We start from the raw sequence: 22,007 nt of genomic DNA, 5'->3' as shown, positions 1-22,007 counted from the left end.
TGCTTCAATAGCTCAGTTGGTTAGAGCACCTGACTGTTAATCAGGGGGTCGTTGGTTCAAGCCCATCTTGAAGCGCAAAAGATAAAGCCTTGCAAGTCAACTACTTGCAAGGCTCTTTTGTTTTTATACATTTCAAAGTTGCACCCTATTTGCACCCATAATTCATAGACCTCCATTTCACTTGCCCCATTGCAGAATCTTCAACATGCAATTCTGCAAAATCAGAGGATTTGCACCCAATATTTATAGTCTATTCTCTCTTTTGCACCCATTGCAGAATCCCTGAGCATATAACTCTACAAAATCGTAGAGTATTATAAGGATTGTCAAGTATCAAAGTTGACAAGTTGAAAATCACTAAGGACTTTCAACCGTCAACAAGAAACTTCATTTTCAAATTGTCTTATCTCGAAAAAGATAAATTCTGAGGATCCTGAATAATCTTTGCCACCTTCTCATTGAATAAAGCCATAATATCTTCATATGAAACTTTAATAAACTTATAGTTCTTATGATTGCGAATTTTATCATCAATAGTCTTTACAGGCTTCAAACGAGAATTCATATATTCATCAATTGTGCGATTATAAAAAGGATGCTGTGGGTCTGTTATTATATACTTTCCATGAACATCACCATACCCTCCTGGCATTGCAAAAGATTGTGTTTGGATTTTGCTAACAAATAACTGTAAGCTAGAGAATATATCGTCAATACCATCTTCATCAGAATCCAATGAATAGTACAAAGCATCCAACATAGGTACAAATGCGCCAAAAGCAGTACAAACATCTTGACCCGAAAAATAATTAATATAAGAAAAACACATATTAAGCCCTTCCTCTATACGACCCTTTTGCTTATCTAATGCACCCATTTGATTTCTAATCATTTGTTGAAGTTTTGCATTATCATGAGCCAACTTAATATTTTCTTCTTTTTGCTTTTGAAGTTCACCTCTAAATTCAACAACACTAAATATCTGATATCCCATAACCAAAGTAACAATGATACCGACAGCAGAAAGTACTATTCCTAAAAACGTCTCATTACCAACTTCACAGGGAAACACTCTAAATAAAGAAAAACCTAATGATATGACACACAACAGTGTCAATAATAACATCCAATATTTACATTTACTATCCATACGCATTTATTCTTTAGAATCTCTTTTGATAAAAGTAAATCTTGTCTTCAAACATGGACGAAGGGAAAGATCGTAGGTTCCCATCTGGAAGTAGTTACGACTATCCTTGCTTGGATTCAAGTTCTGATAGAAATGAAGACCACGACCAAGGGTGATGTCCCAATCATTACTAGTGCGGATGTAACGGTCATGAGAGTTTTCATCAAATTCATATTCAAATGTCATTATGTTGCCATCCATATCAGCCAGGGTTTCCTTGATACCACTCAAACTATCTTTTATATAAGATGACTCTTCTACCGTATCGCCGAGTTTTGTAATCAACTTAAAAACTTTACAGTCACCTATCTTTACCAATAATTCGATGAATCGAACCAAATTGGTTACCTGATAGCCATGTGACAAGTAAGGTTCTTCGAGCATAACCACCTTTGCCCCCTTCAGATAGTCAGCAAACAAGTCATCATAACCATAACCTATATCGCCATATTGCACATCAATTGTCTTCTCTTTAGGAGAATTATCTTCAACAATTAGAGGTTTCATCATAGGACGATCCTCCATAACCTTTGAAGGTGCATTCTCAAAAGGCATTTCATCATAAGCTTCGGTCAAAACTGCCACTTCAGGATCTTTACGAGGATTCTGGGTTGCCTTGCTATACTTACTTTCCGGACAATATACTATAATTTTCTTTCCATCCCTATTTATATATGACATATTGATACGAGCGTATTCCTCATCAGGCTTACGCTTATTCAATTGTTCCTTCACACGACGACGGCCTTCTATCGCATATTCCACTATTTCATCGAACTCCTCATCAGTTGGTTGACCTGTCGGGAACAACAACTTGATAAAGCCAGATATCGTTTTTTGTAAGGCACGGTTATCACGGCCTTCAATATTATCACCCTTCTTCAAACGGGCATTGACTACCCCCACGTAGTCACTATCATGCACAAATAAGTAATGAAGTGCCTCTGACATATAATCCGTGATCAATCCAAAACCGTTATTATAAGCACTGTCATCAATCTTCGGTATCTCCCACCCTGGAATATAGTTGTAGATACGATCGATTACAGCGAGATCGAAAGCTTCAGGCAAAGTAACCAGCAAATCTTTATCATAATTATTAACTATCTGCTGGATATTCAAGTCAAAGTTACCAACAAAAGAGAAACTGGCATAGCCTGTCACTTCCCTACCACGCGAGAAACGACCATTAGCCATATAATCTTTCATGATTTGCACGGTATCGGCATCCTTGATTTTCATCTTGGCAACCTCATCAAAGGCGACATTATCCCAATAACCAACAGCACCCACTTGCTTGCGTTGATTATTATATAGTAATGTGGCAGTTGAAGCCTGTCCACCAGACAACAAAGTAGAATAAGGAGAGAACTCCGAATAAAAATAGCTCTTACCGGTACTTCTGCCTCCCAACTCAATGCTATTATAATTACTTTGAACCAATGGCAGGAAGCGGGAGAGAATATGAAATTTCAATCTTCTACCATTCTTATCGCTATTCAGCTGACGTGATCTTTCAGAAAGCCAATCAGGATTAATGCCAATACTACGAATCAGAACATCCATCCACTCATCAGTAGTAAATTGCTCACGACCACGAAAGAACTTTTCTGCATCAAAATGGGCAATTTGGATAGGGCGCAAATCTTCGATGAAGAAGGCATAGTCATCCTCCTCCACTTCATTATATGCCAAAGTTATCTCAGCCCAGATGCCACTCTCGAGCAATTTTTCGTTTTCCTGATAGAAACAAGGATTGATGGCAATACGCTTGGAGGCAAAATTCTCCATCTCAGCCCAGTAACGCTTTTCCCGCTCCACATATTTCACATGAATCTTATCAATGAATTTATGGCGTTTTTTCTGCTCCACGATTGCCTGTGCCTTGTTAGATTCATCTGGTCGAACATAGCATTTTTCTATAGTTTGCAGCACAGCTTTCTTTCCTTCCTCTATTTCTTCGGGATCCTCACTGGCACAATAACGTGACAGCAGGAACTCCAAGACAAAGGAAGGAACGTTCACAGCACGCTTAATATCATGCAGCAGGTCCTTGCGAACCACCTTTCCTGGGAAAGCATGGTTAAGTTTCATATCTAAAGCATCCATTTACAAATCATTTTCAAAGTTCAACTTCAATGTAGAGAGCGTAGCATGGGTATCGGCATCCAACGCAGACACAACAATACTGTCACCCCCATATTCTTCATCTATAACTATCGGCTGACGGTATTGAGTAACACCAGAAGGTATTTGTGCTGTCTGCGTAACATCATCATAGAATTTACCACTCGGTGCGCCTATTGCATGGCCTTCGCCATCAGACACTATTAATCTTATATTTACTCCATCTGAAAACAAATCATCCTGATGGATATTAATATCAATCAACGGACGGCAAGTATAAACTGTACCAAACGTATTCCCTTTATACTTTAATTCCACGCTATACTTCTGCTTTTTTTGCTTATTCTGCAACTGTACAGTTATCACAGGTACCACATTCTCCTGGAGCGACAAGCCTTCATGGTAAAACACTTCACCTTTTCTAAACACAGTAAAGTTCTTGGCATAACATAGTTTCATAACCTCAGCATCCAGTCCCAGTTCTTCAGGAGTAAAGGACAAAGTATCCTCGCTGTCATTCAGATTACCTACCAACAAGCGACTTTCTTCCAGCGAGACATCACTACCCATAGGTTTATCTATCAAATTACCCACATGGAAACTTGACTGCACCATAAATCCATGGTCAGCAACAAAGACAGCCATATCAAAGCTTTTTTGCTTGCAGGCATTCAAGGCACGCGCCAGACGCACCAACACCTTATCCATCACGGCAAGCCCACTCAACTTGATTTCTTCTCCAGCAGTATCCATATCCTGACTTCTTATAACCAACAATTGTACATTGTCTTCTATGGCAGACATATCGAAATTTTCCAAACGCACATCTTGCGTTACTACATGGGTTTTCTGCTGCAAATAATCCAGTCGGTCATCAGGCGTTATAATCACTCTGCCATCTACAGAAGGTTGAAGCTTTCCGTTTTGTTCCACAATTTTCACATGTCCCAAATGAGCAGCCATACCAAATCGAGTAACAGAAGGCAGGAAAGACAACTTAGCCCCTATCTTTACTTGATCTGGTTCATTGCGCATCATACTATCAGCAAAACATTTACCCATCTCATAGCGGAAAGCATCCACAAAAAATAAAGCCACCCGCTTACCTTCTTTCAGGGCTGGATATACGATATCTATACATCCCTGGTTTCGCAGTTGCTCATGATTCTTGATTTCCCCGGCACGCATCTGATACTCCTTGACACTACGCTCAGTAAAGTCTGCATACAAGCCTTCTACATATTGTGTCATTGTCTTTACTGCAGTAGGAAGAGAGACTACTTCCTGGCTATCAGTCAAATATCTACGGTAAGCTTTATCAGCTTCCTGACCACTGCCAACATACCATTCCACCAAATCCTGGATATCTCCATCGCTCTTTACTCCCCGATTCACACAATCAGCGATTTGCAAGGCATAACCAGCCAACTTCCAAAACGTTGACACCTCAGAATCTTCCTGATACCAAACGTCTTCGATATTCTTTTTGAGCAACTTATGAGCCTCTCCTAACTTACCCTCTTTGAGATAAGCTACGAAACGTTCGTATTCCACCTTATTTTCAAAAGCAAATGTCACGCGGTCACCCAAATGTTTGGACTTCGCAAACAAATCAGCAAGTTGGAAAGCATCCGCCGTTTTACGTGCCATTCTCACATAAATCTCACGCAAGTCGCTTCTGCGACGCAAATGATCACACACCGAATAGATCTTATCCTTGATTTCAACCGGTGCCATAGCAACCGTCTTCAAGCTATCAGGTAAAGCCGAAGGCAAATCGAAAACGAACTCACTAAACAGCAAATACATCCATAGTTTCTGCTGAATATCCTGAAGTGAGATTCCGTTACTATCAAGCCCCGGATATTGAATCTCCGCAAAACGAGCCCATTCAGGTAACCATGCCATATCCGAAGAAAACGTTTGAGCCAACAAGCCCACCGTCATCTCAACAAAGCTCTTGCCACCAGTCAATTGTTCCAAAGCAGGATAAGCCGCTCCATCAAGCAAGGCATTAATCATATTGAAAGATGTAGTTCCACTCGCAAACAGGCGTTCAATCTCGTCTTTCTTGGTTGGCAAAAACGACTGACAGATGTACTTATAGTCATCTTGTGGGCCTACAGGAAACATTGCCGCTGCATTTTTGAAAGCACTATAAGGCTCCTCTACCCACTGACGGTCGGTAGTTGGTTGAGGCATCTGGCGATAGATAATCATACGCAAATCATTATTCTCTGCCAGTTCACCACACCAAAAACGAGACGCAGCCAGCCGAGCATGCAGTAAGCCCTTGGTTGTGTCTATCACCTTCACTCCTTTTTCCTCTGCTAGAGGCAAAACACTATGATAAAGCGCATTACGGTCGTAGATGACGAGCACAGGTTTCTCTGCGCTCATCTTCCCCAACCAGTGGTCTATGATATATCCTTGTATGTCCATCTTCTTGTAATTTTCTTGTAAATCTTCTTGTATTCTTGTAAACCTTAAAGCTTTCAACCAACTGGTTTTCAAGAGTTTACATTTACTCTCTTGTAAATACAACCAATTTTCTTGTAAACTTTCACCTTATTATACTAATTGCATAAGAGCCATTTCCTACCAATAACATGTATCTTTCCTGCTCTTCTTAAAGAAGCAAGAAGATTTGTCACCTTATTATATTTTTGTGTCTCATCAAGCACATCAGGTAATTTGTCCAATAAGAGTTCATCCAAATCAGTTCTTGAAGCAGAGCCAAATTTCAAGAGGTAATCCTCTATCAGCTTTTTATCTATACTTCGTGTATGTACTCAAAGATTTCATGCCAGCCTTATATTGCTTTTCCATTTCATCACGGCTTTGGGAATAGACTTTCATCAGTGTATGGCAACGATACTCCAAGCCAAGAAAGGCGTTCTTCACCTTGTCGGCAGTGACGAAGTTGTCCCTGTCCATAATCTCCTGATAATGCTTGCTGATACTCACACGCATCTTGTCCAATTTACGGTTCACCTCCAAAGCCTGCATACTCTTACCTATCATGCGTCCGCCCTTGGTGTCCCACAAATCAGAATTGGCAGTTGTCTTGCAACTGAACTGCGCCTGTGTTCCGTCCACTGTGATACGTCCCATAACTGGAACAGTACCATCTTTCTTTACTACCTGTCTTTTGAGGTAGAAGATAATTGAAAATGTACTCTTCATAACGTCATTCTTTTTTGCGTTCAAAATTAATACATGAAGAGTCTTTTCTTGCTACGCATTTCACGGCAGAACACGGCAAATTTGGTTCGTAACCAAAAATCTTACGTTACTCATCAGTAACTCACTATAAATCAGAGTATTCAAATTCAATTCGTAACCTTCCTCATTCTTCCGAACCTTAACATTCCTCATTTGGGGTATAGGTTACGGATAGGTAACGTTCCTCTGTCTCATCTTGTCGTATTCCCGTCTTCGTCTGTCCTCGCCACTTTTAACCAAAATGAGGAAAGTAACTGATAACCAGTAAACTTTCCTCATTCTTCTCTCAAACACTTTTTATATGTACTTTCCTTAAGGGAAAATATTTGTTCCCCTAAGGGAAACTGCATGTTTCATTAAGGAAACATTTTCATAGGATGCTGACAAAAAACGGGTGCATTCCGCTTTTTTGACGAAATACACCCATCTATATTTATTAATGTATATAATACTAGGATTATTCTACATCATTGTTATGATCCAAAGAGTCATTGAACTCCTTAGGAGCCTGCTCATCATTACGATGCTCGTAACGACGTGGCTGACGAGCTGGACGCTCACCACGACCCTCATGACGGTCATCACGACGACCGCGACGCTCACCACGCTCTGGACGTGGACGACGCTCACGCTCTACATAACCCTCTGGCTTCTCCATCAACACACGGTGAGAGAGCTTGTACTTGCCAGTCTTAGGATCAATCTCCATCAACTTCACCTTGATCTTGTCGCCTTCCTTGATGCCAGCCTCTTCAACTGTCTCAAGACGCTTCCAATCAATCTCAGAGATGTGGAGCAAACCATCCTTACCAGGGAGAATCTCTACGAAGCAACCGTAAGGCATGATAGAGCGAACAGTACCCTCGTAAACCTCACCAACCTCAGGAACAGCTACGATTGCCTTAATCTTAGCCAAAGCTGCATCGATAGAATCCTTGTTAGGAGCAGATACCTGTACGTGACCCTTACCATCAGTCTCCTCGATAGTGATTGTCGCACCAGTATCCTCCTGCATCTGCTGGATAATCTTACCACCAGGGCCGATAACAGCACCGATGAACTCCTTAGGGATATCGAATGCTACGATACGTGGAACCTGTGGCTTCATCTCAGCACGTGGCTCAGAGATTGTCTCCATCATGCAGTTGAGGATGTGCTCACGACCAGCCTTAGCCTGCATCAAAGCCTCCTCAAGAATCTCGAAGCTCAAACCATCACACTTGATATCCATCTGTGTAGCGGTCAAACCATCGCGGGTACCAGTGGTCTTGAAGTCCATATCACCCAAGTGGTCCTCATCACCGAGGATATCACTGAGGATAGCGTACTTGTCCTCACCTGGGTTCTTGATAAGACCCATAGCGATACCAGAAACAGGCTTCTTCATAGGAACACCTGCATCCATCAGGGCGAGAGTACCGGCACAAACAGTAGCCATAGAAGAAGAACCGTTAGACTCCAAGATCTGGCTTACCAAACGTACTGTGTAAGGGAAGTCTGTAGGAATCTGACCCTTCAAACCACGCCATGCCAAGTGACCGTGACCAATCTCACGACGGCCTACACCGCGCTGAGCCTTAGCCTCACCTGTTGAGAATGGAGGGAAGTTATAGTGAAGGAGGAAGCGCTGGTAGCTCTTCTCGAGCACACCGTCGATAAGCTTTTCATCCATCTTTGTACCAAGAGTACATGTAGAGAGAGACATAGTCTCACCACGCTGGAAGATAGCGCTTCCGTGAGGCATTGGGAGTGGAGATACCTCGCACCAGATAGGACGGATTTCTGTAGTAGCACGACCATCAAGGCGCAAGCCCTCATCGAGGATGCAACGGCGCATAGCATCGCGCATTACGTCATCATAGTAACGGGTAGCCTCAGCGTGCTTCTCCTCCAAGTCTTCCTCAGAAAGATCGGTATGAGCAGCGTCATACTTCTCAAGGAAATCAGCCAAAACCTTGTCGAAAGCATCCTGACGTGCATGCTTCTCCAAAGCCTGATGATTGATATCATAAGCTGGCTTGTAAAGCTCAGACTTAATCTGCTCACGGAGTTCCTCATCGTTGATCTCGTGGTCATACTCACGCTTCACGTCAGTACCCTTCTCCTTAGCCAACTCATACTGGAGTTCGCACATAGGCTTGATAGCCTCGGCAGCCACCTTGAGGGCACCAATGAGATCCTGCTCAGAAACTTCCTTCATCTCACCTTCTACCATCATGATATTGTCCTTGGTAGCACCAACCATGATATCCATGTCTGCCTCTTCCATCTGCTGGAATGTAGGGTTAACAACATACTCACCATTGATACGAGCTACACGAACCTCAGAGATATAGTACTCGAAAGGAATATCTGAACAAGCCATGGCAGCTGAAGCAGCGAAACCTGCGAGGGCATCTGGCTGGTCAACACCATCGGCTGAGAGCAACATTACCTGTACGTAAACTTCTGCATGGTAGTTAGAAGGGAAAAGTGGACGCAAAGCACGGTCCACAAGACGAGAGGTAAGGATTTCCTCATCGCTGGCTTTGCCTTCGCGCTTGGTGAAACCACCAGGGAAACGACCTGCAGCACTGTACTGCTCACGATAATCTACTTGCAAAGGCATAAAATCTGTACCCGGAACTGCATCCTTTGCTGCACAAACAGTTGCGAGAAGCACTGTGTTACCCATGCGGAGAACCGCAGCACCATCAGCCTGTTTTGCAACTTTTCCGGTCTCAATTGTGATGGTTCTTCCATCAGGCAACTGAACACTTTTTGTAATTACGTTCATCTAAATTAAAAAACTTATTGTTTTGTCTAACATCTAAAATATCTAAAACGCTGCAAAGATACCTCTTTAATTATTAATAAACAAATAAATCAGCAATTATTTTCCACTTTTTTAAATAATTTATCTATAGAAGGTGCATTATTCGCAATTTTATTACTATCTTTGCACTCGATAATTTTGCAAAATAATAAAATTCATGAAGATAACTAGACTCTTTTCAGTGGCAGCGATTATGGTAGCTGCACTGGCTTTGACTTCTTGTAACAACAAGAAATTCCACATCAACGGCAATATCACAGAGGCTCAGGACTCTATGCTCTATCTGGAGAACATCAGCCTGAACGGTCCTGTGAAAATCGACTCTGTGAAACTGGGCGAGGATGGTGCCTTTGCCTTCGACGAGGCTGCCATGGACTCTGTTACCCCAGAGTTCTACCGCTTACGCATCGCCAACCAAACCATCAATCTTTCCATCGATTCTACAGAAACCGTCAAGGTAAAGGCGGCTTATCCGCAGATGAGTTTCAAATACGAAGTGGAAGGTTCTGAAAACTGCAACAAGATCAAGGAGTTGTCTCTTAAGCAGATGACTCTCCAGAGCAATATCAACGGGCTCGTGAAAGATCCTAACATCGGCAACGATTCTATCGAATCCATCGTAGGCCGCATGCTCCAGGCTTACAAACAGGACATCAAGACCAACTACATCTTCAAGGAGCCAATGAAGGCATACGCTTACTATGCGCTCTTCCAAACGGTACAGTTGGGCAATGTGAATACACTTATCTTCAACCCTCGCAACAACAAAGACGACGTGAAGGTATTTGCTGCCGTAGCAACCAGTTGGGATACCTACTATCCTGGCGCTGAGCGTGGCAAGAACCTCCACAATATCGCCATCGAGGGAATGAAGGACATCCGCATCATCGAGAACCAGATGGCACAGCAGCAGATTGAGGCCAGCAAGGTGAGCGTAAACGGATGCATCGAACTTGCACTTCAGGACAACAAGGGACAGGTACGCCGTCTCTCCGACCTCAAGGGCAAGGTGGTACTGCTCGACTTCCATCTCTTCGCCAGCAAAGAGAGCACCAAGCGCATCATGATGTTGCGTGAACTCTACAACAAGTATCATGCTGCCGGACTGGAGATTTATCAGGTATCAGTAGACCCTGACGAGCACTTCTGGAAAACCTCTACCGCTGCCATCCCTTGGATTTGCGTACGCGATGAAGATGGCATTCAGGGCAAGAGTCTGGCTCTCTACAATGTCCAGAGCATTCCTACCTTCTTCCTGATTGACCGCACCAACACCCTGCAGGCACGTGATGCACAGATTAAGGACATAGAGGCAGCCATCAAGAACCTTCTTTAAGATAACCAGAAGATAACCAGGAGTTAGAAGTTTGGAGAGAACAGTTTCGGCTTTTCATCTTCCAGCTTCTAACTCTTATTCTTTAACGTCAGTTCTGTATCTGCTTTCAAGATAACATAGATGGCAATATCTGAATACGAACCATACAAGGAACTTAAGAACAAAAAACGATAAACTTTTAAACCCTAAAAAATGAATAAGAAATTTTTAGCAATGGCAGCCTTGGCACTTATCACAACAGGAGCACAGGCTAAAGTAAAGTTGCCACACATCTTGGGTGACAACATGATTTTACAGCAAAACACAGAGGCTAACCTTTGGGGATGGGACAAACCAGGAACCACAGTAGAGGTAACCACCTCATGGTCTGGGCAGAAATATTCTGCCAAGACCGGAAAGGATGGCAAATGGGCTATCAAAGTACAAACCCCGAAGGCGAGCTACACCCCACTCTCCATCACTTTCGATGATGGCGAAAAGACCACTCTCAACAATGTGCTGGCAGGAGAAGTATGGGTTTGTGCAGGTCAGAGCAACATGGAGATGCCTGTAAAAGGATTCGGCAACTGCCCTGTAGAAGGTTACAACAAGGCGGTGCTCGAAGCAAACCAGTACAAAGGCGTACATTACGTAAAGATTCCTAGCGTAATGAGCAGTAAGCCGTTAGATGATGCCAACTGCGAATGGAAGGAGGTTAACCCGGAAACCGTAGGCGATGCATCTGCTACAGGATACTTCTTTGCACAGGTAATAAACAAGACTCTTGATATTCCGGTAGGTCTGGTCATGGCAAACAAGGGTGGAAGCCGTGTAGAAAGCTGGCTCGACCGCGACTACCTGAAGAAGAACACCAAGGAAGATCTCGACTCTGTAAAGATGACCAAGAACCCTAAGTTTAAGTGGGATTTCCTCTACCCTCTTCTCTGGGGTAACGGAACTTTCCACCCTATCCTCAACTATAGCGTAAAGGGTATTCTCTTCTATCAGGGATGTTCTAACGTGGGCGACCCGGGCGGCCAGTATACCAAACGTCTTGCCGACCTCGTTGCCCAGTGGCGCAGAGACTTCAAGCAGGGCGAACTGCCATTCTATTTCGTACAGATTGCACCTTATCATAATGGCGACGTAAATGGCGATTGGGGACCTAAGCTCCGTGAACAGCAGTTCAATGCAGCCAAGGTGATTCCAAACAGCGGCATCGTCTGTACCGAAGACCTGGTTTACCCATACGAGGTTGAGCAGATTCATCCATGTCAGAAACAGCCTGTAGGCGAACGTCTTGCACTCCAGGCACTCAGCAATACCTATGGCATGAAGGGACTCTTCAGCGAGAGCATGACCTTCAAGGAGATGAAGATTGTAGGTGATACAGTAAAGGTGCATTTCGACAACACCTACGGAGCCTACAACCGCTTTGAAGGTATCGAAGGTTTCGAAGTTGCAGGCGAGGACAAGGTATTCCATAAGGCTACAGCCAAGCACTTCTGGCAGGAAGGCAACGATCCTTGGAATGAGTGCGTCATCGTAACCAGTCCTGAGGTAAAGAAACCAGTAGCCCTTCGCTACTGTTTCCGCAACTTCCAGCTCGGCAATATGGCAAATGCAGGCAACCTGCCTCTCTTCCCATTCCGTACAGATAATTGGTAAATAACAGATAACCAGCGGCCGATCTTTGTTCAGCAGTCAAAGACCGGCCGCTTTTCAATTATAACATGAAGATAAATTCTTTTCCATTAAACATCAATCATTATACATTAATCATAATATGAGTCACGTATTAGATAAGTTTCAGTTTTGCCCGGTTTGCGGCTCTAGTCATTTCGAAATCAACAACATCAAGAGCAAGAAGTGTAAGGACTGCGGATTCTCTTATTACCTCAATCCAAGCAGTGCTACGGTAGCTCTCATACTCAACAGTAAGGAAGAGCTCCTGGCAGTAAGGCGCAAGAAAGACCCAGCCAAGGGGGCACTCGATTTGCCAGGCGGTTTTGTTGACATGGATGAAACAGGTGAAGAAGGTATGGCAAGAGAGGTAAAAGAGGAAACCGGACTGGATGCAACTGAGGTTAAGTATCAGTTCAGCTACCCAAATCTCTACCTTTACTCAGGTTTCATGGTCCATACCCTCGATATGTTCTATGAAGTGAAGGTGAAAGACGACACTCATATAGAAGCAATGGACGATGCAGAAGAATCATTCTGGATACCATTGAGCAGACTCAATCCTGATGAGTTTGCATTCGATTCCATACGCAAAGGGCTCCATCGTTATTTGGAAACAAAATTGGGGTAAAAAGGGTTCAATACAGCCAAATATGGCTCCCAAACATTAAAAAAACCAAAAAAAACACCATATAATAAGGTATAAGCAAAAAGTTTACTTACTTTTGCCAACCGAAAAAAATTGTGTATAAGCTTATGCAAGAGAATTTAGTAATCGTCGAGAGCCCTGCGAAGGCTAAAAAGATCGAAGAGTTTTTAGGTAAGGACTATAAGGTTATGTCTTCTTACGGTCATATCCGTGACCTGAAGAAGAAGGAACTTAGTATAAACGAGAAAACCATGGAACCTGATTATGAGATTCCAGAGGAAAAGAAAAAACTCGTTACAGAATTGAAAACGAATGCGAAGAAAGCCAAGAAAATCTGGTTAGCATCCGATGAGGACCGCGAGGGAGAAGCCATCAGCTGGCATCTTTGCGAAGTACTGGGATTGGATGAGGAGAAGACAAACCGTATTGTCTTCCACGAGATTACCAAACAGGCTATTCTTGACGCAATCAAGAACCCACGCCATCTGGACATGAACCTGGTGAATGCCCAGCAGGCTCGTCGTGTACTCGACCGACTGGTAGGTTTCAAGCTTTCTCCTATCTTGTGGAGAAAGGTTAAGCCAGCCCTTTCTGCAGGTCGTGTACAGAGTGTTGCTGTCCGTCTGATAGTAGAACGTGAGCGTGAAATCCAGAAGTTCCAGAGTGTTCCATACTATCGCGTTACCGCTATTTTCGCCCTGATCAGTGACAGCGGCAATGCAACAGAGGTAAAGGCAGAACTGGACCAGCGTTTCAATACCCACGAAGAGGTTGAAGCATTCCTTGAGAAGTGTAAAGACGCTAAGTTTATGGTTGAATCTGTAACCAAAAAGCCTTTAAAGCGTTCTCCTGCACCACCTTTCACTACTTCTACTCTGCAACAGGAGGCTGCACGCAAGCTTGGTTTCACCGTTGTACAGACCATGATGATTGCCCAGAAACTTTACGAAAGCGGACGCATCACTTACATGCGAACCGATAGCGTAAACCTCTCTACGCTCTGTTCCAACGCCAGCAAAGATGAGATTATCAGAGAATATGGCAAGGAATACAGCCAGACTCGTGCCTACCACACCAGTTCAAAGGGTGCACAGGAAGCGCACGAGGCTATCCGTCCTACATATATGAATGAACCAACCATCGAAGGAACCGCTCAGGAGAAGCGCCTTTACGAACTCATCTGGAAGCGTACCATCGCATCTCAGATGGCTGACGCACAACTTGAAAAGACAACCATCAACATCAATATCGGCAACACAAGCGAAAAGTTTGTTGCTACCGGCGAGGTTGTTTCATTCGATGGTTTCCTCAAGGTTTATCTCGAGTCAACCGACGATGAAGAGCATGCTGAGGATTCTTCCCACATTCTTCCTGCCCTGAAAGAAGGCGATGAATTGCAGCGCAGAGAAATCCTTGCTACAGAGAAGTATTCTCTGGCTCCTGCAAGATACACCGAGGCTAGTCTGGTGAAGAAACTGGAAGATCTCGGCATCGGCCGTCCATCTACCTATGCTCCAACTATCAGTACCATCCAGCAGCGTCAATACGTGGTAAAGGGTGACAAGACGGGTGAAGAGCGCACATTTACCATAGATTCTCTGAAGGGCATCAAGATAACCCAGAAGTTGAAGAAAGAGATGGCAGGCTCTGAAAAGGGCAAACTTCTGCCTACTGATATCGGCATCGTAGTAAACGACTTCCTGATGGAGAACTTCCCGAACATCATGAACTACAACTTTACGGCAGACGTAGAGAAGAAGTTTGATGATATTGCAGAAGGAAAGACCGAATGGACCAACTGGATGAAGGATTTCGACAAGGGCTTTGAGCCTGAAGTGAAGGAAGTTCTGGAAGCCCGCAACCAGCACAAAGCCGGCGAGCGCAATCTCGGAAATGATCCAAAGACAGGAAAGCCAGTATTCGTCAAGATTGGCCGTTTTGGACCTGTGGTACAGATTGGTTCTGCTGAGGATAAGGACAAGCCTCAGTTTGCCCAGTTGCCATCAGACAAGAGCATCGAAACCATCACCCTGGAAGAGGCTTTGGAACTCTTCAAGCTGCCAAGAGAACTCGGTGATTATGAAGGCATTACTGTAACAGTTGGCTCTGGTCGCTACGGTCCTTACATCCTCCATAACCGCAAGTATGTTTCTATTCCAAAGGAGGATGATCCGCTGACCATCACCCTGGATAGAGCCATCGAGCTGATCAAGGAAAAGCGCGAAGCCGAAGAGAAGCGTCATCTCAAAGTTTTCGATGAGGACGATAAGATGGAAATTCTCAATGGCAAGTATGGTCCATACATTGCTTACGACGGCAAGAATTACCGCATTCCAAAGGCAAAACATGAGAGTGCAGAGGAGCTTACATACGAGGAGTGTATGGAAATTATCAAAGCTGCTCCAGAACCAAAGGCTAGAGGCAGAAAGAAATCATAAACATGCCTCATTGTCATAGAAACAGAAGAAAATGAAGTCAATCATCATCATAGGATACATGGGCGCCGGCAAGACAACAGTCGGCAAAGCCCTCGCCAAAGACCTTGGCGTTATGTTCTACGATCTCGACTGGTATATCGAGAGCCGAATGCGCAAGACCGTTAAACAGATCTTCGACGAAGTTGGAGAAGAGGGATTTCGCAAGATAGAGCACAATATGCTACACGAAGTGGCAGAGTTTGAAAATGTAGTGGTAAGTTGCGGAGGAGGAACACCATGTTTCTTCGACAATATGGACTACATGAACCAACTTGGCGAAACGTTTTACCTGAAGGCATCTCCAGAAACCCTTCACGCTCATCTGAAGATGGGCAAAGGCGTACGCCCTCTGCTGCTCAACAAAACACCGGAAGAGGTAGACAAGTTTATCCATGAGCAGCTGAAACTTCGCGAGCCTTACTACGAGAAGGCAAAACACATCATCGATATCAACGTGATGGACAATTATGATAAAATCAACGCTATTGTTCAGCAGATCAGAGACCTGCTGAACATATAGCCGTATCTAATAAAGTAATATATAATAAAGGTAACAAACAAAACTGATTTCCAGCAAGCAAGATTAGAAAATGAAGAAATGGACTATTGAAGACTCGAAGGAGCTCTACAACATCTGTGGTTGGGGTACTTCTTACTTTGGCATCAACGACAAGGGTGATGTCTATGTAACTCCATGCAAGGACAACACGCAGATAGACCTGCGCGACATCATGGACGAGTTGGCATTACGCGACATCAACGCTCCCGTACTGCTCCGTTTCCCAGACATCCTCGACAACCGCATCGAGAAGACAGCCAGCTGTTTTCAAAAGGCAAAGGAAGAGTATGGATACAAGGGAGAAAACTTTGTCATCTATCCTATTAAGGTGAACCAGATGCAGCCGGTCGTTGAGGAGATTATCTCTCACGGCAAGAAGTTCAACCTCGGACTGGAGGCTGGCTCCAAGCCTGAACTCCACGCCGTCATCGCCGTACAGGCACAGAGCGACTCGCTCATCATCTGTAACGGTTACAAAGACGAGAGCTACATCGAACTTGCCTTGCTGGCTCAGAAGATGGGCAAGCGCATCTTTATCGTAGTAGAAAAGCTCAATGAGCTGGATATCATCGAAAAGGTAGCCAAAAAGCTCAACGTAAAGCCAAACATCGGTATCCGCATCAAACTGGCTTCTTCAGGCTCAGGCAAATGGGCTGAAAGCGGCGGCGATGCATCTAAGTTCGGCTTGACCAGCGCAGAACTGCTCACAGCCCTCAAGAAGATAGACGAGATGGGATTCCACGACTGTCTGCGCCTTATCCACTTCCATATCGGAAGTCAGATTACCAAGATTCGCCGCATCCAGACAGCTCTCCGTGAGGCAGCCCAGTTCTATATTAGCCTCCACAAGATGGGTTACAATGTAGATTTCGTAGATTGCGGTGGCGGACTCGGTGTAGATTACGACGGCACCCGCTCTTCCAGCAGCGAGAGCTCCGTAAACTACTCTATCCAGGAGTATGTAAACGACTGTGTCTATACATTCGTAGATGCAGCCAACAAGAGCAATATCGAGCACCCTAACCTCATCACCGAGAGCGGCCGCTCGCTCTCTGCCCATCACTCAGTCTTGGTTATCGATGTCTTGGAGACCGCTTCCCTGCCAGAGATGCCTGAGGAGTTTGAGGCGAAGGAGACCGACCACCAGCTGGTGAAGGATCTTTATGAGATATGGGACAACCTGAATCCTCGCAACATGCTGGAAGACTGGCATGATGCCGAGCAGATTCGCGAAGAGGCATTGCAGCTCTTCTCTCACGGCATCGTAGATCTGAAGACCCGTGCAGAGATTGAGGCAATGTACTGGAGCGTGTGCCACGAGATCAACAATCTTGCCAAGCACATGAAGCATGTACCAGAAGAGCTCAGAGGTCTGGACAAGATTCTTGCCGACAAGTATTTCTGCAACTTCTCTCTGTTCCAGAGCCTGCCAGACAGTTGGGCTATCGACCAGCTCTTCCCTATCATGCCTATCCAGCGTCTGAACGAGCGTCCTACCCGCAACGCTACCTTGCAGGACATCACCTGCGACAGCGACGGAAAGATTGCCAACTTCGTTACCGACGGTCATATAGGTAACGTTCTTCCTCTTCATCCATTGAAGAAGAACGAGCCATACTATCTCGGTGTGTTCCTCGTAGGTGCCTACCAGGAGATTCTGGGCGACATGCACAATCTCTTCGGCGACACCAATGCTGCCCACATCTCTGTAAAGGACGGCAAATATTGCATCGACCAGATATTCGACGGCGAGACCGTAGAGGAGGTATTGGATTACGTACAGTACAATCCGAAGAAGCTCGTCCGCCAGTTGGAGCAGTGGGTAACCAAGAGTGTGAAGGAAGGCAAGATTTCGCTAGATGAGGGCAAGGAATTCTTGGGCACCTATCGCAATGGTCTCTTCGGATACACTTATCTTCAGTAAGAATTAACAGTTGATAGTTAATAGTTTACAGCAAGATTGCCCTATAAACTATTAACTATAAACTATAAACTAAACTTAAAGATGGAAAAAGTAACAGTAGTAAAGGTAGGCGGTGCCATCGTTGAAGACAGCGAGCAGCTGGCACAGCTCTTGAAGGATTTCGCAGCCATTCCCGGCAAGAAAGTATTGGTACATGGCGGTGGCCGCCGTGCCACTAAGGTAGCCGCAGCCCTCGGCATCGAGAGCAAGATGGTGAACGGCCGCCGCATCACCGATGCAGACATGCTGGAAGTGGTAACAATGGTTTATGGCGGTCTGGTCAACAAGAACCTGGTTGCCAAGCTCCAGGCTAACGGCGTGAATGCTCTCGGTCTGACCGGTGCTGATATGGACGTAATCCACAGTCACAAGCGTCCGTTGAAGGACGGTATCGACTTCGGATACGTGGGCGATGTAGAACGTGCCAACGGCAAGATGCTCCAAACCCTGATTAATGAAGGCATTACTCCAGTGATGGCTCCATTGACCCATGACGGCAAGGGCAACATCCTCAACACCAATGCCGACACCATAGCCAGCGAGACTGCCAAGGCTCTGGCTCCTTACTACGATGTGACATTGATATATAGTTTTGAAAAGAAAGGCGTGCTCAGTAATCCTGAGAATGACGACAGCGTGATTCCAGTGATTACCCGTGCCGATTTTGAGAGATACAAAGCAGATGGTACCGTAGCAGGCGGCATGATTCCTAAGTTGGAGAATGCCCTTGCAGCCATTGATGCTGGTGTGAAAGAGGTGATTATCACCCTTGCTACCGCCATCGACGGAAAGCACGGAACAGTGATTAAGTGAAGAACGAAGAGTGAAGAGTGAAGAATTCATCACCTTTTTTCTTAACAAGAGTTAAAAATAGAAATAAATCAAGATTGGTTGTAACTTTCTTATAACATAGTCGTCATTAATTATAGAGGGATGAAAGAAATCAGTTTCCAAAACGATGTTTTGCCGCTGAAGAACAAACTCTTCAGACTGGCCCTTCGCATTACTCTCAACCGGGAGGAAGCGGAAGACGTTGTGCAGGATACGCTGATTAAAGTCTGGAACGCCCGCGACAGATGGCAGGAACTTGACTCCATCGAGGCATACAGCCTCACCATCGCTCGCAACCTCTCGCTCGACCGCATCAAGAAGATGGAAAATCAGAATGATTCGCTGGAAGAGCAGAATACAGAAAGGTTAGACGAAAACACTTCTACCCCCTCAGAAAGGATGATTCAGAAAGACAAACTGGACATCGTAAGGAATATTATCGACGAGTTGCCTGAAAAGCAGCGCAGCTGTCTGCAGCTTCGAGACATCGAAGGAAAGTCCTACAAGGAAATAGCAGACATCCTCAGCATCACGGAAGACCAGGTCAAGGTGAACATCTTCAGGGCTCGTCAAACAGTCAAACAAAGATTTCAACAATTCGACAGATATGGATTATAAGTACATCAACCAACTTTTGGATCGCTACTGGAAGGGCGAGACTTCTCTCGAAGAAGAGGAGATTCTCCGTGCATTCTTCAGCCAGGACGAGTTGCCTGCCGAGCTGAAGCCATACCAAGCGCTCTTCTCTTACGAGATGGGCGAGGCTAAGCAAGAGGCACTGGGTGATGACTTCGACCAGAAGATGATGGCGATGATTGAGGATGAATACACCAAGAAGCCTAACAAGGCAAAGGTCGTTTCATTGACAGAGCGCCTGAAGCCTCTCTTCAAGGCTGCTGCCGTGGTAGCTATCATCCTGACATTGGGCAATGCAGTTCAGGTTCCTTTCCAGAACAATGGCAATGATTCTGTTGAAAACGTAGGATACATCAAGAGTGGCAAGGGCGTGTCCGTAGCCATGGGAGATTCTGCTTCGGTTGATTCTATGCAACGCACAGGCATCGATCAGGTAAGCACTCCAACAACGTCTCCAACGTTATTAAAGTAGATTATTTCTATGCTTTCTCTATAAAAAAATCATGTTTAGTAAAACAATTCTGAAGCTGTGAAGTTTCAATTCTCTCAAATTTTTCATAACATACTAACGTAATAGGGCTGCCAGGATGTACTGGCAGCCCTTACTTATTTTATATTTTTGTACACAAGCGTATGATAAAGGATACACAAGTGGCTCAATTTATCGCCACTGCGAGGCTTCATTTAAGCCTCCTTCCGGTCATCATTGATGACTCTTACTAGGCTTAATATAAGCCACTTAACCTATTATCAAGAAGCATCTGAAAGGCTATTTTCCCTAATGGGGGTTAACAGAGTTAACAGTTAACAGCCCAAAATGCCTACTTTCCCCCCACTCACATATAATAATAAGTATATATATTTATATATAATATAAGGTATGGGAGAGGGGGAGGATGCAAAAAACAGCTGTTAACTGTTAACCTGTTAACCCTTTGTCCCTTTTGTTAAAAATACTAACTCGCTCTAAATTGGACTTTGATTGAAAATCAAGAAGTTGGGCGTTTGCCTATATTATATAGGTAACAATATGGAAACGAGCGGACTTCTGCTCGTTTCTGTATTTTGCAATATGCAAAGAACGCCTCAATTCGGGGACAAAGATACGATATTTTTCTTAATATCCCATAATTTGCAAGAAGAGAAACATAGAAATTAGGACTTTTTTACATGAAATCTCAAACTTGTGAACATAACCCCATCATAAAATGAATAGCAAGTATTCCTGCTGAGTTTATCAAATAAGGGCCATTGTTGTTGATGACGACTCTACCATCAGCTCATATATACCTTTTCGACACAAGCATATCTTGTTTTCGTTTGTACTCCGAGTGTGTACAGTTTCAAACCATGATTTACATTCTTATATAAGAAAGTGAAGCCGTGACCATTTGTGTATTTTTGCCAAACTAACTCCAGTACATACAACAGATGTAAAAGATTTCTGCAAAATCGACCAAAATCATAAGAAAAAAAACACCAAATCAGCAAATTTCTTAAAGATTATATCCGTTTATTAAGATTATTTTTGTATATTTGCAGCATTAGTTTGGTGGTAAAGCCTATTGGCCTGCCACGTGACAATAGGACTTTACGGAGCAAGCCTATATCACAATTCTTCTCCGTAGTAACAGTCCGTTCTCTCTCACTGGTCTCTCCCTGCGCGGCAGAGGCATACGTTTTTATATTTTTCAAACACTCCAAATTGACAGCGCATGATAGATCAAAGTCGCCAATTTAAATCTCTGGAGCTGAAAAAATCACCGATAAGGTAATAGAAGAAAAGGACTCTAAAAATAATAATACAAAAGATAATAAATAATGGATACGATACCTCTATGGTGCATAATATTTATTAATTGCATAACGCTCTTGAGTAGTGTATGGATACTTATATATTTATACAGAAATAGGAGTAAAAAAAGTTTTTCCACATATATATATGGAATAGCTTCATTGATAGGACTGTTCTTAGGTGTGATAAGTTTTTTTTATTACATCTGTCATGCATTTTGTGCAATATTATTTGGTATAGAAATATTCATTGATACATATATGGAACAGAAAAAGAGTCCTGTTAATAGGACTTATTTCAAAATAACAATTCCTCATCCTTATGTTCTTAAGGGCTACTATTGCGGTATTGGTTTTATGTTCTATGGGATAATGGTGATATTATCATGATATAAGCAAAAATATGTTCTACAGTTGCAGGTTATCAAGGATAATTATGCAACCTTTGCAGTGCCGTACAATGGCGAGGACAACAACGATTATGTCGATGGCGAGGCTTCTGCTGCAATGACGGCAGCTTGGAAGCTGCGCAGGCACGAGCTTTGTCGAGAGCTGCAAAGAATAACTTCCAAGAGGGCGACGCATACGAGAAGATGCAGTTCTACTACCACCCAGACCATTTGGGTAGCAGTAGTTACATCACCAACCTTAACGGCGAGGTGGTGCAGCATATTGAGTATGTACCTTTCGGTGAGGTTTTCGTTGAGGAACGCAATAACATTTCAAATAATCCATTAAGAAGAG

General features: G+C 43.9%; 13 protein-coding genes, 1 tRNA gene and 2 pseudogenes. 11 read left to right on the top strand and 5 right to left on the bottom strand.

Annotation, left to right across the window (positions count from 1 at the left end):
- Position 1 precedes the first annotated feature (1 nt).
- Positions 2-75: transfer RNA gene (locus FO447_RS13050), tRNA-Asn, on the top strand.
- Positions 76-403: 328 nt separating this feature from the next.
- Here FO447_RS13050 and FO447_RS13045 read toward each other — a convergent pair.
- The 5 genes and pseudogenes from FO447_RS13045 to pnp all read right to left on the bottom strand — a co-directional run bounded on the left by FO447_RS13045 (position 404) and on the right by pnp (position 9,317).
- Positions 404-1,150 (bottom strand): hypothetical protein, encoded by a 747-nt coding sequence (locus FO447_RS13045; protein ID WP_200756711.1) that lies wholly within the window; start codon positions 1,148-1,150, stop codon positions 404-406.
- 6 nt (positions 1,151-1,156) lie between these two features.
- The gene (gene brxL, locus FO447_RS13040; RefSeq protein WP_200756709.1) at positions 1,157-3,298 is read right to left on the bottom strand and encodes a BREX system Lon protease-like protein BrxL; all 2,142 of its coding nucleotides are present in this window, start codon (positions 3,296-3,298) and stop codon (positions 1,157-1,159) included.
- Positions 3,299-5,758, bottom strand: a complete 2,460-nt coding sequence (locus FO447_RS13035; protein ID WP_200756707.1) for a PglZ domain-containing protein — start codon at positions 5,756-5,758, stop codon at positions 3,299-3,301. It abuts the gene before it with no gap.
- A gap of 330 nt (positions 5,759-6,088) precedes the next feature.
- Positions 6,089-6,502, bottom strand: a pseudogene (locus FO447_RS13030) (Arm DNA-binding domain-containing protein); the annotation flags it as partial.
- Between the two features lie 496 nt (positions 6,503-6,998).
- On the bottom strand, positions 6,999-9,317 hold the full coding sequence (gene pnp, locus FO447_RS13025) for a polyribonucleotide nucleotidyltransferase (protein ID WP_022120777.1): 2,319 nt from the start codon (positions 9,315-9,317) through the stop codon (positions 6,999-7,001).
- Between the two features lie 196 nt (positions 9,318-9,513).
- Between pnp and FO447_RS13020 the strand changes: the two genes are divergently transcribed.
- From FO447_RS13020 to FO447_RS12975, 10 genes and pseudogenes are all read left to right on the top strand, one after another.
- Positions 9,514-10,692, top strand: a complete 1,179-nt coding sequence (locus FO447_RS13020) for a TlpA disulfide reductase family protein (RefSeq protein ID WP_022120778.1) — start codon at positions 9,514-9,516, stop codon at positions 10,690-10,692.
- 192 nt (positions 10,693-10,884) lie between these two features.
- Positions 10,885-12,339, top strand: coding sequence for a sialate O-acetylesterase (locus tag FO447_RS13015; RefSeq protein WP_200756706.1), 1,455 nt, complete (start codon positions 10,885-10,887; stop codon positions 12,337-12,339).
- 118 nt (positions 12,340-12,457) lie between these two features.
- Positions 12,458-12,985, top strand: a complete 528-nt coding sequence (locus FO447_RS13010; RefSeq protein WP_117695293.1) for an NUDIX hydrolase — start codon at positions 12,458-12,460, stop codon at positions 12,983-12,985.
- A 125-nt stretch (positions 12,986-13,110) separates the two neighbouring features.
- Positions 13,111-15,441, top strand: a complete 2,331-nt coding sequence (topA, locus tag FO447_RS13005; RefSeq protein ID WP_117695295.1) for a type I DNA topoisomerase — start codon at positions 13,111-13,113, stop codon at positions 15,439-15,441.
- A 31-nt stretch (positions 15,442-15,472) separates the two neighbouring features.
- Positions 15,473-16,000, top strand: coding sequence for a shikimate kinase (locus FO447_RS13000; RefSeq protein WP_006849199.1), 528 nt, complete (start codon positions 15,473-15,475; stop codon positions 15,998-16,000).
- Positions 16,001-16,070: 70 nt separating this feature from the next.
- Positions 16,071-17,963, top strand: a complete 1,893-nt coding sequence (gene speA / locus FO447_RS12995; RefSeq protein ID WP_117695298.1) for a biosynthetic arginine decarboxylase — start codon at positions 16,071-16,073, stop codon at positions 17,961-17,963.
- Between the two features lie 81 nt (positions 17,964-18,044).
- Positions 18,045-18,815 (top strand): acetylglutamate kinase, encoded by a 771-nt coding sequence (gene argB, locus FO447_RS12990; protein ID WP_200756704.1) that lies wholly within the window; start codon positions 18,045-18,047, stop codon positions 18,813-18,815.
- Positions 18,816-18,935: 120 nt separating this feature from the next.
- Positions 18,936-19,451 (top strand): RNA polymerase sigma factor, encoded by a 516-nt coding sequence (locus tag FO447_RS12985; protein WP_117695300.1) that lies wholly within the window; start codon positions 18,936-18,938, stop codon positions 19,449-19,451.
- Positions 19,441-19,941, top strand: coding sequence for a pyruvate ferredoxin oxidoreductase (locus FO447_RS12980; protein ID WP_117695302.1), 501 nt, complete (start codon positions 19,441-19,443; stop codon positions 19,939-19,941). Before FO447_RS12985 ends, FO447_RS12980 begins: the two co-directional genes overlap by 11 nt.
- A 1,712-nt stretch (positions 19,942-21,653) precedes the next feature.
- A pseudogene (locus FO447_RS12975) lies at positions 21,654-21,997 on the top strand (RHS repeat-associated core domain-containing protein); the annotation flags it as partial.
- Positions 21,998-22,007: the final 10 nt, after the last annotated feature.

Origin of the sequence: Segatella copri (genome assembly GCF_015074785.1) — a bacterium.
Lineage (GTDB): Bacteria > Bacteroidota > Bacteroidia > Bacteroidales > Bacteroidaceae > Prevotella.
This window is presented reverse-complemented; position numbering and strand designations above follow the sequence as displayed.